Below are 15,787 nucleotides of genomic sequence, written 5' to 3' on the forward strand. Positions count from 1 at the left end.
CTTTGCCTCCTAGTCTTAAAGTTTTTCTATTTCCTTCATGAGTTCCTCAACTAACTCACTTTCTTTAACTTTTTTTATAATTTCACCTTTTTTAAATATAAGGCCCTGACCTTTTCCACCTGCAATGCCTATATCAGCCTCTCTAGCTTCTCCCGGTCCATTTACTACACAGCCCATTACTGCTACCTTAATATTTTTATTTAAATTTGCTAATCTTTTTTCTACCTCATTTGCAATACCTATTAAATCAATCTCAGTTCTCCCACAAGTAGGACAGGATACAAATTTTACACCTTCATTTATATAACCTAAAGATTTTAAAATCTCTCTTCCTACTTTAACCTCTTCCTCAACATCTCCAGTTATAGATACTCTTATAGTATCTCCAATTCCTTCAGTTAATAATGATCCTATACCTACGCTAGATTTTATAGTTCCCCTCCAAGGAGTTCCTGACTCTGTTACCCCTAAGTGAAGAGGGTAGTTAACTTTACTTGAAATCATTTTGTAGCTTTCAATCATTTGTAATACATCAGAAGACTTAATTGAAATTACTATATCATGAAAATCCATATCTTCAAGAATTCTTACATGACCTAAAGCACTTTCTACTAATGCTTCTGGACATGGTTTAGCATATTTCTGAAGTAAGGATTTTTCAAGAGAACCAGAATTTACTCCAATCCTTATAGGAATACCTCTTTCCTTAGAAGCCCTTACTACTTCTCTAACTTTTTCTTCACTACCGATGTTGCCTGGATTGATTCTAAGCTTAGAAACTCCATTTTCAATGGATTTTAAAGCTAATCTATAATCGAAATGTATATCTGCTACTAATGGTATGTTAATTTTCTTTACTATTTCCTTTATAGCTTCCGCTGCCTCCATATCTGGTACTGCACATCTAACAATATCACAACCAGCCTTTTCTAATCTCAAGATTTGCTCTACAGTGGAATTAACATCTCTAGTATCTGTATTAGTCATAGACTGTACAGATATTTTTGCATCTCCACCAATATAGGTATTTCCTATTTTTATCTTTCTTGTAACTTTTCTATCCATAACTTTCACTCCTAAAACTGTACAGGGCTAACTATATCTTTTATCAGCACTATCACCATAAGGGCCATTAATATCATGAAACCATAATAGTTTATTGTTGCAACCTTTTCTTTATTAAATTCCTTTCGAGTGATTATTTGAAGTAATAATAACATAATCCATCCACCATCTAATGCTGGAAAAGGAATTATATTAAATATAGCCAATTGCACACTTAGATATGCAATAAAAAACATTAATGTAGTTAGTCCTGCTTTCGCAACCTTTCCTGTAACTTTTATTATGGTTATAGGGCCACCTACATCATCTTTAGATATTTTACCCTGAAATAGTTGACCAAAGAATTTAAAAGTCTGTTTTGCCATACTTAAAGTTTGATCCACACCATATTTTACTGATTCAGTAAAAGTTGGCTTTTTAAAAGCTCCTCCAATACCTACTAAATACTGATTTTTTTCTTTATTAAACTCTGGCTTAACCTTATAATTTTCAACTATACCGTCTCTCTCAATAGTTATAGTTACTTCTTCACCTTTTCCTGTGATAATATTAGTTACAAAATCATCCCATGTTACAATTTTGTTGCCATTAACTTCCTTGATAATATCTCCTGATCTTATCCCTGCAATATATGCTGGAGTATTTTGTTCTATTCTATCTACTGTAGGAATTTGAAATCCTTGAACTTTTCCTACTAAAGAGAATAATATTATAGCAATAATAATATTCATTATTGGTCCTGCAGATACTATTGAAAGCTTCTGCCAAGAACTTTTATTTGCATAGGCTCTAGAATCTGAAGTAGTAACATCATCTTCTTCTCCATACATTTTTACATATCCACCTATAGGAAGAGCTTTTATCATATACTCAGTTTCTTTTCCTTTTATTCCAAAAAGCTTTGGTCCCATACCAATAGAAAATTCATCAACTCTAACATCATTTAATTTTGCAAGTATAAAATGACCAAATTCATGGCCCACTATAAGTAGTCCAAAGGCTAAAAGTCCCATAACTACATAAGAAATATTTTGAAGCATTGCTCCCATAAAAATCACCCCTTATAACTTATATTTTTCTATTACATAATGCCTTACTTTACTATCTATGTCTATTACTTCTTCTAAAGTAGGCTTTTCTATGTACTGAAAATTTTCCATGCATTCTCTTATAATTTTTTCTATTTGAAGATATTCTATATCCCCTTTTAAAAATAGTTCTACAGCTACTTCATTAGAGGCATTCATAACTGCAGGCATATTACCACTTTTTTCTCCTGCCTCATATGCCAGTTTTAAACATCCAAAAGTATCCATGTCAGGTTTTTCGAAAGTTAATGTTCCTAAAGTATAAAAGTCTAGTTTTTCTGTTATGGAAGTTTTTCTATCAGGATAATTTAATGCATATTGTATAGGTAATTTCATATCTGTATTACCTAATTGAGCTATAACACTACCATCTACATACTCTACCATTGAATGAATTATAGTCTCAGGATGTATAACTACTTCTATGTCTTTATATGGCATATCAAACAGATAATGTGCCTCTATTACCTCTAAACCTTTATTAACTAATGTAGAAGAATCTATAGATATCTTTCTACCCATATTCCACTTAGGATGTTTTAGCGCTTGCTCTGGGCTTATATTGATAAGTTCCTCTCTTTTTTTCCCTCTAAAAGGTCCACCAGAACCAGTAAGTATTATTTTATTTAATGATTTAGGATTATTTCCTTGAAGAGATTGAAATACAGCACAATGCTCAGAATCAACAGGCAGTATCTTTACCCCGTTTTCTTTTGCTTCTTTCATTACAATTTCTCCAGCCACCACAAGAGTTTCTTTATTTGCAAGTGCAATATCTTTCTTAGCCCTTATAGCATTTATTGTAGGTACGAGACCTATCATTCCTACTACAGAAGTAACTACCACTTCCACATCATCTAAAGTAGAAATTCTATTTAACCCTTCTAGTCCTTCATAAACTTCAACTTTTAAACTATTTTCTTTACAATAATCCTTTATCTTTACATAACTATCGTGATCCATCATAGCAACATATTTAGGATTAAATTCTTTAATTATATCTATTACTTTATCACAGCTGGTATTAGCGGATATTCCTACTACTTTAAACTCATTATTACTTTTTCTAATTACTTCTAGGGTCTGTGTTCCTATAGAACCTGTAACCCCTAATATACTTATGTTCTTCAAAACAATCTCTCCTTCATAAATCTATTTAACACCATAAATTTTATCAAATTTAGGTTTAAGGCATCTGATATAAAATAATAATCCAAAGATGTTAGCATATTTTATATCAGACAAGGCGTCAGGTTCTGATCATAGTTGGGCTATGGTCAGGTTCTGACAACGCAGTATGATAGAAAATAGGCTAACATACTGCGTTATTATTTTGTTGAAGATGCCTTAATATAAATTCATTTACTGTTATAACATATAATGGCCCCATAATCATTCCTACCAATCCAAAATTTTTCATTCCTATGTAAAGAGCTAGAACCATAGGAAGAGGATGAATTTGAAGCTTATTGCTCATAAATTTAGTTTGTATCATTTGAGTATTAACCATAAGCAAAATATATAATAATATGATACCAAATGCAATAATATATTGTCTTATCATTATATAATATACAAACAATGGTATGAAAATCATAAATATCCCTACATAAGGAATTATATCTAATAATCCACATACTATTCCAAGAACTACAGAATTTTCTACTGATAATGCTGAAAATCCTGCTATAGTTATAATTGTATTTACGCCTACAGATAGAAATAATATCTTAAATAATTTTTTTACTTCACTACTTTTTTCACATAGTATATAATAATTTTCTTCTGTAATTATCTTTTTTAGAAAATTACAAATAGAAATCGTATCAGATAAAATAAAGTAAGCAGTAATATTACCTATAAAGTATGTTAATATCTGATCGGTAGTATATACTGCTCCTTTAGTTAAAAATCCACTATTAAATACATTATGAAAAACTCCCTTTAATCCCTCTTTTATAGTAAAAGTATCAATTTTATTAAATGGTATAATTCTATTATACATATTAACAAAATCCACAATAAATCCCTCATATTGATTTCTAATAAAACCTCTTATATGAGTAAATAAAAAATTTCCTATAAACAATATAATTATAAATAAAAATCCATTAACAAATATCAAGCTAATTACTGCACTAGTTTTTGAATTAAATATATTATTTTTTGTTATTACTTTGTGTATGGGTAATGACAGTATTAATAGTCCTATAGTTACTACTATAGGCTGAATATAACTAGTCATTAGTATACTTAAAATTATAAATACTATAAGTAATATAGCTGAATAAATTATTTCTTTATATTTCACTCCTAAATCCCCATAAAAATTGTTATATAATAGTATATTATAACTGATACGAAAAGTATGCTATCAAATCTATCTAATATCCCTCCATGTCCAGGGATAAGGTTACTATAATCTTTAACCTTTGCATATCTTTTTATAGAAGATGCCACTAAATCTCCAAATTGACCAAATATACCTCCTAATGTTCCTATGATAACATAATTATATATTGAAATATTAACTCCATATTTACTAATCACATAGCCATATAAGGTACATCCTATTATGCTTCCTAAAAGCCCACCTATAGATCCCTCTATAGTCTTTTTAGGGCTAACTTTAGGAATTAGCTTATGTTTTCCTAAATATTTACCACTATAATACGCTAAGGTATCACATCCCCAAGATGATATAAATATTAACCATATTAAGTAGCTTCCATGTATTTTATTTTCAATTAATACTATAAAACTAAAGAATACAGCTACATATAAGTATCCAAATATGGTTACTGCTACATCAATAAAATTATAATCCGTTTTAATAACAGGAACACAAAGTAATAAAAATACTGCAATTATTAGTACATAAAAAAATAGTTCTAAATCTAATGTAGATTTTAAGGTAATAAAATGCACTAAACAAAGGGCATAACCTACTATAGCTATTGGTTTTATATCACATTTTTTTGCTGTCCTATAAAATTCATATAGTCCGAGTAAAGCTAAAAGCATTACAAAATATTTAAGGTAAATACCACCAATAAAGAATATTAATAATGAGGGTGCAATTATTGCAGCACCAATATATCGCTTATCCATTTTTAATCCCCCTTTGTTACTTTACCCCACCAAATCTTCTATTTCTATTTTGGAAATCCAATATAGCTTTATGTAAATCTTCTTCTTTAAAATCAGGCCATTTTATATCAGAATACCAAAACTCTGAATAAGCACTTTGCCACAAAAGATAATTGCTTAGTCTTTGTTCTCCACTTGGTCTTATTATTAAATCAGGATCTGGCATACCTTTTGTATATAAATAATTTGAAAATAGCTTTTCATTTATAGATGAAATGCTTAATTTTTCATTTTTTACTTCATTACAAATGTTTTTAACTGCCAATATTATTTCATCACGACCACCATAATTTAATGCTATATTCAAAGTTAACCCAGTATTATTCTTAGTTTTCATCTTTGCATTATCTATAGTATCTTGACAAATTTTTGGTAACTTTGTAACATCTCCAATGGTGTTAAAAATTACATTGTTTTTACATAAATCATCTAATTCTTTATTTAAAAATTCTACAATTAAATTCATAAGTGCAGATACTTCTTCTTCAGGTCTTTTCCAATTTTCCGTAGAAAAAGCATAAAGTGTTAAAAATTTTACTCCTAAACTATCACATTCATCTACAATTCTTCTTATACTTTTCATTCCTTCTCTATGACCCATAACTCTTGGAAGACCTTTTTGTTTTGCCCATCTTCCATTACCATCCATTATAATTGCAATATGTATAGGCATTCTCTCTAAATCTAATTCAGCTTTTTCTTTTTCACTTCTTTTCTTCTTAAAAAATCCTAGCAATCTTATCTCTCCATTCCATTTGCTTTAGCTAATTAAGGCATCAATATAAATTAACCAGTTAAATATGAAAACAGACTAACTTATTTTTTAAAGATACCTAATTCTATTATTAGTAAAAATTATATGTATTACAATAAAATAAGTTATATATTTAAAGTTTTTAATATTATTAATAAAACCTGCAAAAATGCAGGTTTTATTAATAATATAATTAAACTGACATAACTTCCTTTTCTTTAGCTTCAAGAACTTTATCTATTTCCTTAACAAACTTATCAGTTTCTTTTTGTATATTTTCTTCTGCTTTCTTAGCTTCATCTTCGCTAATTTCGTTGTCCTTTTTAAGAGCTTTTATCTTATCATTTGCATCTCTTCTAATAGCTCTTACAGCAACTTTAGCTTCTTCTCCAACTTTTTTAATAGATTTAACAAGGTTTCTTCTTGTTTCTTCAGTAAGTTCTGGTATTACCAATCTTATAACAGAACCATCATTTGAAGGATTTAGACCTAAGTCTGATTTTAAGATTGCTTTTTCAATTTCCTTTATTGAACCTTTATCCCATGGTTGAATTAAAAGAACCCTTGGTTCTGGAGCAGATACACCAGCAACTTGATTTAATGGCATCATGCTACCATAGCACTCAATCTCAATTCTATCAAGCATTTTAGGGTTTGCTCTACCAGCTTTCATTGAACTTAATTCGTTTTTTAATACTGATATAGTCTTGTTCATTTTTTCGTCAGTAGTCTTAATAATTTCTTTTACCATAGAATTACCTCCATTTAAACTTGGCCTTTACATGTATCAGAAGATACTAGAGTACCAATTTTTTCACCTTTAATCGCTCTAATTATATTTTCTGGCTCATCTAATCCAAATACTAATATTGGAATATTATTGTCCATACATAGCGATGTAGCCGTAGAATCCATAACTTGTAATCCTTTCTCTAGTACATCTATATAGTTAAGATTATTAAATTTTACAGCATCTGAATGCTTATGTGGATCTTTATCGTATACACCATCTACTTTTTTCGCTAACAAAATTACCTCTGCTTCGATCTCAGCTGCTCTTAATGCTGCTGTAGTATCTGTGGAGAAATATGGATTTCCAGTGCCTGCTGCAAATATTACTACTCTACCTTTTTCTAGGTGTCTCATTGCTCTCCTTCTTATAAAAGGCTCAGCAACCTCTCTCATTTCAATAGCAGTTTGAACTCTAGTATGTACTCCTACGCTTTCTAAGGAATCTTGAAGTGCTAATGCATTTATACAAGTTGCTAGCATTCCCATATAGTCCGCTGTTGTCCTATCCATACTCTCGCCACTTCTTCCGCGCCAAATATTTCCGCCACCAACAACTGCACCAACTTCTACTCCCATCTCTACTAATTTCTTAATCTGTAATGCTATTTTATTAGCTACCTCAAAATCTATTCCATATCCTTTATCTGCAGCTAAAGCCTCACCTGAAAGTTTAAGCATAACTCTTTTGTATCTCGCAGCCTCCATATATATTATACCTCCAATTTATTATATTTACATCATAATTTTGTATAATTACAAGATATTTGAAAAAAAGAGAACACAGGGTTCTCTTTAATTTTAATTATTTACCTTGCATTTTTTGAACTTCTTCAGCAAAGTTATCTTCTTTTTTCTCGATTCCTTCTCCTCTTTCGAATCTAGTGAATCTTGTAACTTTTATATCTGCTCCAATTTTCTTAGATTCTTCTTGAAGATATTTAGTTATAGTATAATCAGAGTTTTTAACCCAAATTTGGTCTACTAAGCAAACTTCTTTTAAGTATTTACTTACTCTTCCCATAACCATTTTATCAACTATATTTTCTGGCTTTCCTTCATTTAAAGCTTGAACTCTATATATTTCTTTTTCTTTTTCTAAAGTTTCTTGATTTACTGAGTTTTTATCTAAGAATAATGGGTTAGCAGCAGCAACTTGCATTGCAACATCTTTAGCAACTTGAGCTAAAGTAGCATCTTGTTTTTCACAAGCTAACTCAACTAAAACGCCTATTCTTCCACCACCATGGATATAACTTTGAATTAGTCCATTGTCTATAGAAAATCTTTCAAATCTTCTTACAGACATATTCTCACCAATTTTTGCTATTAATGCAGTTAATACTTCTTTAATTGTTTTTCCATTATCAGCTATGTATTTTTCTTCTAATAGTTCTTCTACTGTACTAACATTTGATTCAACTATTTGTTTAGCTATATTGTCAGCTAATGATTTAAATTCTTCATTAGCAGCAACGAAGTCTGTTTCACAGTTAACTTCAACTACTGCACCTTTTTTCATATCTTCAGATATATAAGTTACAACTAGTCCTTCTGCAGCTATTCTTCCAGCTTTTTTAGCAGCAGCAGCTAATCCTTTCTCTCTTAATATTTCGATAGCTTTATCCATATCTCCGTTTGTTTCATTTAGAGCTTTTTTGCAGTCCATCATTCCTGCACCAGTTCTTTCTCTAAGCTCTTTAACCATGCTCGCAGTTATCATTGTTATTCCTCCTCTTCATAATTAATTTAAAAGGTAAATGAAAAGAATTTCTTCTCTCACCTACCTTAAAAATTTATATGCTCATACATCTTAATTACAGATGTTAAAGTCAAGGTAAATAATATAGAAATTATTCAGCTAATTGCTCACCTTGTCTAGCTTCAATTATAGCATCTGATAATCTTTCAGTTATTAGTTTTACAGCTCTTATAGCATCATCATTTCCTGGTATTACATAGTCAACTTCATCTGGATCACAGTTAGTGTCAACTATAGCTATAACTGGTATTCCTAATATTTTTGCTTCTGATATAGCATTTCTTTCTTTTCTAGGGTCAACCACAAATAATGCACCAATTTTGTTTGCATCCATATTTCTGATTCCACCTAAGTTTTTCTCTAGTTTTTCTCTTTCATTTTTAAGCTTTATAACTTCTTTCTTTGGAAGAACATCAAATATTCCATCTTCTTCCATTTTATCTAATTCTTCTAATCTGCCTATTCTAGTTTTAATAGTTCTGAAGTTAGTTAACATTCCACCTAACCATCTATTGTTAACAAAATGCATTCCAGATCTAACCGCTTCTTCTTGTATAGCTTCTTGAGCTTGTTTTTTAGTTCCTACAAATAGAACGTCTTTTCCTTCTTCTGCAATAGATTTTAAGAAATCATATGCTTCGTCAATTTTCTTAACTGTTTTTTGTAAGTCGATAATATATATTCCATTTCTTTCTGTGAATATATATGGAGCCATTTTAGGGTTCCATCTTCTTGTTTGGTGTCCGAAATGTACACCTGCTTCTAATAATTGTTTCATTGAAATAACTGCCATTTTAATATACCTCCTTGGTTTTACCTCCATTACCTTCATGTTCATGAAAGACCTAAATTTAGGCACCTTTTCACAAATACAGTAATGTGTGTATTTTCTCACTTGTGTAGTATAACATAATTATAATTACTATTCAATATAAAATTTATAGCTTATAAATCTTATATGTAAATAAATTAATATTAACTTTATTCAAAATTCTAATAATTCTTCTCAGAATATATTTTCCATTTCAATATACTTAATATTAAAATATATCAAAATTGGAAATTTATATTTTAATATTAAGTTTTCCATTTTTTATAAGTAATATTCATATTATAAAATTCATTATTCAAAATATATACTCTGTATACTTATTAAGTGACAACTTATAAAACATTTATCTCTTTAAAAGCATAAAAATAGAGCAAAAGTGTATGCTCTATTTTTATTAATCTATTTAAGTTTGTTTAACTCTTCAATTAACTTATCATTAAGTATCTTTATATGTGTTCCTTTCATACCTAATGATCTTGATTCAATAACTCCAGCACTTTCAAACTTTCTTAATGCATTTACTATAACTGATCTTGTAATACCAACTTTATCAGCTATTTTAGATGCTACAAGTAATCCTTCAGTACCATCTAATTCATTGAATATATGTTCAACTGCTTCTAATTCTGAGTAAGATAAAGTTCCTATTGCTAATTGAACTATAGCTTTTTTTCTAGCTTCTTCTTCAATTTCTTCATTTTTAGCTCTTAATATTTCCATACCAACTATGGTTGCACTATATTCAGCTAATACTAAATCTTCCTCTGTGAATTCTTTATTAAATCTTGCAAGAAGTAATGTTCCTAATCTTTCCCTATTTCCGTTTATCGGAACTATAGTGGAAAGTTTTCCTTCTATCCCACATTCTTTTTCATCTTCAAACACACATATTCCTTTGCTTGAAAGGTTTGCTCTAGTTTCCTCAACGCTCAGTAATCTCTCATTGTAATCTTCTGGGAACCTCATATTTTTAACAACTTGATCTTTGACTGTATCACATTCAAACCCAGCTGCAAAATTAAAGCCTAGTATTTTTCCTTTTCTACTAATTATATAAACATTACACTGTAATACTTCGCTTAATAAATTGCAGATATCATCAAATACTACTGGCTCAGTACCTGATTTTTGCAATATTTTATTTAGTTTTCTTGTTTTATCTAATAGCGACACTTCTACTCCTCCTTACCAAATTCATTACATTAAATTGAGTATATATCTTGTTACTAACTACACCTAAGAAATCTCATTTAAAGATATAAAGTTGTCACTTTAAAACTTATCTAAAAATCGTCATCAAAATTTTAAATTTTTAGAATTGTTTCTTCCCTAGACTATAATATCATAAAACTTTTAGTATTTCAATAAATTTTTACCTCATTCGACAAATTTCTTGGAAACTCATAGGATATTTCTTCAGTTTTTAACATAATAAAGTTTTTAATTTAATCTTCTGTACTATTATTTTGCATATTTTGCTCTTTTTTATACTTACAATCTTTATTTATACATTCTAAATAATCGCCTTTTGTTTTTGTATATCTTTTAACCATTATTTCATTGCATTTTGGACATCTTTCACTTGTAGGCTCAAACCAACTTACAAAGTCACATTCTGGATAAGAGCTGCAGCCGTAAAATTTATTTCCTTTTCTACTTCTTTTCTCTAATATTTTATTTCCACACTTCGGACAAGGTACATCTAATTCTGCTGCTAAAGGTTTAGTATTTTTACACTCGGGATACCCAGGGCAAGCAAGAAAATCTCCAAACCTTCCATGCTTTATTACCATCTTTCTTCCACATTTGTCACATTCAATATCAGTAATTTCATCTTCAATAGTAATTTTAGCAATTTCTTTTTCAGCTATATCTATAGATTTTTTAACTGGTATAAAGAACTCATCTACTATTTTTTTCCAAGATTCTTTTCCTTCTTCTACGCTGTCTAACTTATTCTCCATGGCAGCTGTAAATTCTACATCTACTATTTCTTTAAAATATTCACTCATTAAATTATTAACAATATAACCAAGCTCTGTTGGTTCAAGAACCTTTTTATTTCTCTCTATATACTTTCTATCTAAAAGTGTAGATATAATAGGTGAATAAGTACTTGGTCTACCTATTCCATTTTCTTCTAAAGTCTTAACTAATGATGCCTCTGAAAATTTAGCAGGAGGTTGAGTAAAGTGCTGCTTACCTTCTATATTCTTAGATGTAATTTTATCACCTTCATTTAGTTTAGGCATTTTTATAGCCTTTTCTTCTTCCTCATTTTCATTGCTATAAATTTTTGTAAATCCATCAAATTTAACAGTAGAGCCAGTTGCTTTTAAAGAATACTCTCTATTATTAATTTCTATAGAAGTACTATCTAATATGCAAGAAGCCATTTGACTTGCCATAAATCTATTCCAAATTAGTGTATATAACTTATATTGAGGTTCTTTTAAATTTTCTTTAGCTATTTCAGGAGTTATATTAATATTAGTAGGTCTAATAGCCTCATGAGCATCTTGAGTATTTTTCTTTCCCTTATATACTCTCTTACTTTGAGGTAAATACTTCTCTCCAAAATTATCTGTAATAAAGTTTTTCGCATTTTCTTGAGCTTCATCAGAAATTCTAACAGAATCTGTTCTCATATAAGTAATTAATCCTATAGATCCATGTCCTTTAATCTCAATACCTTCATAAAGTTGCTGTGCTATTGACATAGTTTTTTTAGTTGGAAAATTTAATTTTCTATAAGCATCCTGTTGAAGAGTACTTGTAGTAAAAGGTGGCAATGGATTTTTATTTTTTTCACTATTTTTTATACTTTTAACAATAAAAGTTCCATCTTGCAAATCACTAATTATTTTGTCACTTTCCTCTTTTGAAGATATTTCAACCTTCTCTCCATCCTTGCTATGCAATTTTATTATAAAGCTTTCCTTTTGATTATCTTTAAAGACGTCACATTCAACAGTCCAATATTCTTTAGGTATAAATTCAGATATTTCTTTTTCTCTATCACATATTATTTTTAAAGCTACAGATTGTACTCTACCAGCACTTAATCCCCATTTGATTTTTTTCCATAGTATAGGGCTTATTTCATATCCTACTAATCTATCTAATACCCTTCTTGCTTGTTGAGCATCAAATACATTTTCGTTAATTTGCCTTGGATTTTTAATTGCTGCTTTTACTGCTGCTTTTGTAATTTCATTAAACTCAATTCTGCATTTTTCATCTTCAGAAATTTTAAGTGCTTTAGCTAAATGCCATGATATAGCTTCTCCTTCTCTATCAGGGTCCGTTGCTAAATAAACTTTTTCACTTTTTTTTGCTTCTTTTTTAAGTTTTTCTAAAAGCTCGCCTTTTCCCCTGATAGTTATATACTTAGGTTCATAATTATTATCTATATCTACGCCTAATTGGCTCTTTGGCAAATCTCTCACATGTCCCATTGAAGCTTCCACTGCATAATTTTTTCCTAAATATTTTTTTATTGTCTTTGCTTTAGCAGGTGACTCAACTATAACTAGTTTTTGACCCATCTTATCCCCTCCAGTAATCTTGTCATTAATTATTACTTTAATTACATAGATTAAATTTTAAAATCAAGCTAATTTAAGATATCTATATACTTTTATTTACCTTAGCATAATAATTACCATGTAAACAGTATATTTCATCTTTTAGTTGCATTTCAAATAATAACCCATATAATTGTTTTATGTCAATATTAGTAGATCTTACAATATCATCAATATGTATAGGACTTTCTCCTAATAAATTATATATTTTGTCATTTTTTTCACTATTATTAGAAATTTTTTTATCATTTTCTTGTCGAATCATATTTAATTTTAGTATATTTATTATATCTTCTGTAGATGTAAAAACAAATGCTCCTTCTTTAATTAATTTATTACAACCTTTGCTTTCTATAGAAAAAATTGAACCTGGCACTGCCATTACATCTTTTCCTTGTTCTAACGCCATAGAAGCAGTAATAAGGGATCCACTTCTTTCTCCAGCTTCTATAACTAAAACTAAATCACTCATGCCACTAATTATTCTATTTCTTTGAGGAAAATTATGTTTTTCCGGTGATTTGTTTGGTAAGAACTCCGATACAATGCATCCTCCCCTATTTAATATGTCCTCGTATAATTTAAAATTTTCTTTAGGATATATTACATTTACACCACTCCCTAATATTGCACAGGTATAAATGTCATTATCTAAAGATGCCCTATGTGCTATACCATCTATTCCTTTTGCCATGCCACTTATTATCTGAACATTATAATTTTTTAGTTCTTTACAAATAATATCAACTATGTTTTTTCCATAATGAGTAGCTTTTCTTGATCCTACTATAGAAAGTTTCTTACTATCATCTTCTAGCCTTTTAATATCTCCTTTATAAAATAATATATAAGGTGGGTTATCGATATTTATTAGCTTTTTAGGATATTTAGGTTCATTGAAAGTGACAGTATTAATCTTATCTCTTTCCATTGTTTTATAAATTAAATTTATTTTATTTTCATCAGAACCTTGTAATAATCTTTCTATAATCTTATTATTACTTCCTTTCATAGAAAATGCATAGTCATATATATTTTTTTCATTTTCTAATTCTTCTAAAAGTTTTATTTTTATATGATCACTCAATTCCACTGAGGCAAACCATAACTTATACTTATCCATTTTTACACCTATATATACCTTAAATTATTTCATTATTTATAAATCTTCTATATTGAAGTGCTTCCATAACATGTTTTTCTTCTATATTTTCACTATTATCTAAATCTGCAATAGTTCTAGAAACTTTTAGAATTCTGCTATAAACTCTAGTGCTTATATGAAATTTATTAAAAGCTCTTTCTAAAACTTCATTACAATTTTCATCAATTTTACAGTATTTCTTTATGTGCTTTTCTTTCATCTCTGAATTACAATTTATATTATCTTTATTGAACCTCTTTCTTTGAACTTCTCTACAAGCTTCTACTCTTTCTCTAATTTCCGCTGAACTTTCATTTTTTGTTGTACTTCTAATTTGTTTATATGATAATGGATTTACTGGAGTGAATATATCTATCCTATCTAATAACGGTGCTGAAAGCTTTCCTAAATATCTTTTAATCTCATAATCACTGCATTTGCAGGGTTTTATATTAGTGCCAAAGAATCCACAGGGACATGGATTCAAAGCTGCAATAAGCATAAAACTGGATGGATATATTACAGTTCCAGCATTCCTTGTTATTTTAATTTTTCTATCCTCTAATGGCTGTCTTAAAACCTGTAATAAATTCTTTTTAAATTCTAATATTTCATCTAAAAATAAAACACCATTATGAGCTAAGGAAATTTCTCCCGGCATTAAATACTTTCCTCCACCTACAAGAGCAACCTCTGTAGTAGTATGATGGGGATTTCTAAAGGGTCTCTCCGCTATTAGTCCTCCTTTATACGCTGTACTTCCATAAACACTATAAATTTTTGTTACCTCTAAGGCTTCTTCATAATTTAACTTAGGTAAGATAGAACTTATTCTTTGCGCTAACATAGTTTTTCCTGAACCTGGAGCTCCATGCATTAATAAATTATGTCCACCTGACGAAGCTACTTCTATAGCTCTTTTAGCAGCCTCTTGTCCCATAACATCCTCAAAGTCTAAAACATCATTTTTGATAGATTTTTCTTCTTTTTTATAAATGTAAGGACACATATCCTTATATATTAAAAAATCTACTACCTGCTTTAAGCTATCCATAGGATAAATTTCTGCATTTTTTATCATGCTGCATTCTTTTGCATTTTCATAGGGCATAATAAATTTTTTAATTCCCCTATTTACACCTTCTATTACTATAGGAAGTGCTCCTTTTATGCTTTTTAAATTCCCAGATAGCGATAATTCACCCATTAATATATACTTATGTATATCCTGTATATTTATTTGATTACTTCCTATTAATATACCTATAGCTATAGGTAAATCAAATAGCGCTCCTTCTTTTTTAATATCTGCTGGAGCTAGATTTACAGTAATTTTATTAACAGGAAATTCATAGCCTGAGTTTACAATAGCTGCTCTTACCCTATCTTTAGCTTCTTTAACGGATGTGTCTGCTAGTCCAACTATATTAAAGCAAGGTAATCCATTACATATATCAATCTCAACAGATATAAGTACACCTTCTACTCCCAAAAAGGTTGCACATAATATTTGCGTTGCCATATAATCACCCTTTATTATAATTTTATATAGTAATTATTGACAATATAAATTCATATAAACATTATCTTTAGAAATTTTACTTACAAATAAAGTT

Annotated in this window: 14 protein-coding genes; all 14 read right to left on the reverse strand. The window is 29.3% G+C overall.

What is annotated here, in order from left to right:
• Positions 1 to 15 precede the first annotated feature (15 nt).
• The 14 genes from ispG to ACY1IQ_RS04075 all read right to left on the reverse strand — a co-directional run bounded on the left by ispG (position 16) and on the right by ACY1IQ_RS04075 (position 15,693).
• Positions 16 to 1,065: a flavodoxin-dependent (E)-4-hydroxy-3-methylbut-2-enyl-diphosphate synthase gene (gene ispG / locus ACY1IQ_RS04010; protein ID WP_461612750.1), complete on the reverse strand. Its 1,050-nt coding sequence runs from the start codon at positions 1,063 to 1,065 to the stop codon at positions 16 to 18.
• A gap of 11 nt (positions 1,066 to 1,076) precedes the next feature.
• Positions 1,077 to 2,114 carry an RIP metalloprotease RseP gene (gene rseP, locus ACY1IQ_RS04015; RefSeq protein WP_461612751.1) on the reverse strand — a complete coding sequence of 346 codons (1,038 nt, stop codon included), beginning with the start codon at positions 2,112 to 2,114 and terminating at the stop codon, positions 1,077 to 1,079.
• Positions 2,115 to 2,126: 12 nt separating this feature from the next.
• Complete coding sequence (locus ACY1IQ_RS04020) at positions 2,127 to 3,284, reverse strand: 1-deoxy-D-xylulose-5-phosphate reductoisomerase (RefSeq protein WP_461612752.1); 1,158 nt, start codon at positions 3,282 to 3,284, stop codon at positions 2,127 to 2,129.
• A 181-nt stretch (positions 3,285 to 3,465) separates the two neighbouring features.
• Positions 3,466 to 4,464 (reverse strand): AI-2E family transporter, encoded by a 999-nt coding sequence (locus ACY1IQ_RS04025; protein WP_461612753.1) that lies wholly within the window; start codon positions 4,462 to 4,464, stop codon positions 3,466 to 3,468.
• Between the two features lie 2 nt (positions 4,465 to 4,466).
• Positions 4,467 to 5,264, reverse strand: a complete 798-nt coding sequence (locus ACY1IQ_RS04030; RefSeq protein ID WP_461612754.1) for a phosphatidate cytidylyltransferase — start codon at positions 5,262 to 5,264, stop codon at positions 4,467 to 4,469.
• A gap of 16 nt (positions 5,265 to 5,280) precedes the next feature.
• Positions 5,281 to 6,039 carry an isoprenyl transferase gene (locus ACY1IQ_RS04035; RefSeq protein ID WP_461612755.1) on the reverse strand — a complete coding sequence of 253 codons (759 nt, stop codon included), beginning with the start codon at positions 6,037 to 6,039 and terminating at the stop codon, positions 5,281 to 5,283.
• Positions 6,040 to 6,250: 211 nt separating this feature from the next.
• A complete protein-coding gene (frr, locus tag ACY1IQ_RS04040) occupies positions 6,251 to 6,808 on the reverse strand; it encodes a ribosome recycling factor (RefSeq protein ID WP_461612756.1) in 558 nt (185 codons plus the stop codon).
• A 14-nt stretch (positions 6,809 to 6,822) separates the two neighbouring features.
• The gene (gene pyrH / locus ACY1IQ_RS04045) at positions 6,823 to 7,554 is read right to left on the reverse strand and encodes a UMP kinase (protein WP_461612757.1); all 732 of its coding nucleotides are present in this window, start codon (positions 7,552 to 7,554) and stop codon (positions 6,823 to 6,825) included.
• A gap of 97 nt (positions 7,555 to 7,651) precedes the next feature.
• On the reverse strand, positions 7,652 to 8,569 hold the full coding sequence (gene tsf / locus ACY1IQ_RS04050) for a translation elongation factor Ts (protein WP_461612758.1): 918 nt from the start codon (positions 8,567 to 8,569) through the stop codon (positions 7,652 to 7,654).
• Positions 8,570 to 8,699: 130 nt separating this feature from the next.
• On the reverse strand, positions 8,700 to 9,401 hold the full coding sequence (rpsB, locus tag ACY1IQ_RS04055) for a 30S ribosomal protein S2 (protein WP_461612759.1): 702 nt from the start codon (positions 9,399 to 9,401) through the stop codon (positions 8,700 to 8,702).
• Between the two features lie 438 nt (positions 9,402 to 9,839).
• On the reverse strand, positions 9,840 to 10,613 hold the full coding sequence (gene codY, locus ACY1IQ_RS04060) for a GTP-sensing pleiotropic transcriptional regulator CodY (protein WP_461612760.1): 774 nt from the start codon (positions 10,611 to 10,613) through the stop codon (positions 9,840 to 9,842).
• A 272-nt stretch (positions 10,614 to 10,885) separates the two neighbouring features.
• Entirely contained in the window at positions 10,886 to 12,988 is a 2,103-nt protein-coding gene (gene topA, locus ACY1IQ_RS04065; RefSeq protein WP_461612761.1) for a type I DNA topoisomerase, read from the reverse strand.
• 82 nt (positions 12,989 to 13,070) lie between these two features.
• Positions 13,071 to 14,150 carry a DNA-processing protein DprA gene (dprA, locus tag ACY1IQ_RS04070; protein WP_461612762.1) on the reverse strand — a complete coding sequence of 360 codons (1,080 nt, stop codon included), beginning with the start codon at positions 14,148 to 14,150 and terminating at the stop codon, positions 13,071 to 13,073.
• A gap of 19 nt (positions 14,151 to 14,169) precedes the next feature.
• Positions 14,170 to 15,693, reverse strand: coding sequence for a YifB family Mg chelatase-like AAA ATPase (locus ACY1IQ_RS04075; protein WP_461612763.1), 1,524 nt, complete (start codon positions 15,691 to 15,693; stop codon positions 14,170 to 14,172).
• Between the last annotated feature and the right edge of the window lie 94 nt (positions 15,694 to 15,787).

This window comes from Clostridium sp. Marseille-QA1073, assembly GCF_054863625.1.

Coding starts and splice junctions, on each gene's coding strand:
- ispG (WP_461612750.1), bottom strand. CDS start 1,065: ATGGATAGAAAAGTTACAAGAAAGATAAAAATAGGAAATACCTATATT.
- rseP (WP_461612751.1), bottom strand. CDS start 2,114: ATGGGAGCAATGCTTCAAAATATTTCTTATGTAGTTATGGGACTTTTA.
- ACY1IQ_RS04030 (WP_461612754.1), bottom strand. CDS start 5,264: ATGGATAAGCGATATATTGGTGCTGCAATAATTGCACCCTCATTATTA.
- frr (WP_461612756.1), bottom strand. CDS start 6,808: ATGGTAAAAGAAATTATTAAGACTACTGACGAAAAAATGAACAAGACT.
- pyrH (WP_461612757.1), bottom strand. CDS start 7,554: ATGGAGGCTGCGAGATACAAAAGAGTTATGCTTAAACTTTCAGGTGAG.
- tsf (WP_461612758.1), bottom strand. CDS start 8,569: ATGATAACTGCGAGCATGGTTAAAGAGCTTAGAGAAAGAACTGGTGCA.
- rpsB (WP_461612759.1), bottom strand. CDS start 9,401: ATGGCAGTTATTTCAATGAAACAATTATTAGAAGCAGGTGTACATTTC.
- topA (WP_461612761.1), bottom strand. CDS start 12,988: ATGGGTCAAAAACTAGTTATAGTTGAGTCACCTGCTAAAGCAAAGACA.
- dprA (WP_461612762.1), bottom strand. CDS start 14,150: ATGGATAAGTATAAGTTATGGTTTGCCTCAGTGGAATTGAGTGATCAT.
- ACY1IQ_RS04075 (WP_461612763.1), bottom strand. CDS start 15,693: ATGGCAACGCAAATATTATGTGCAACCTTTTTGGGAGTAGAAGGTGTA.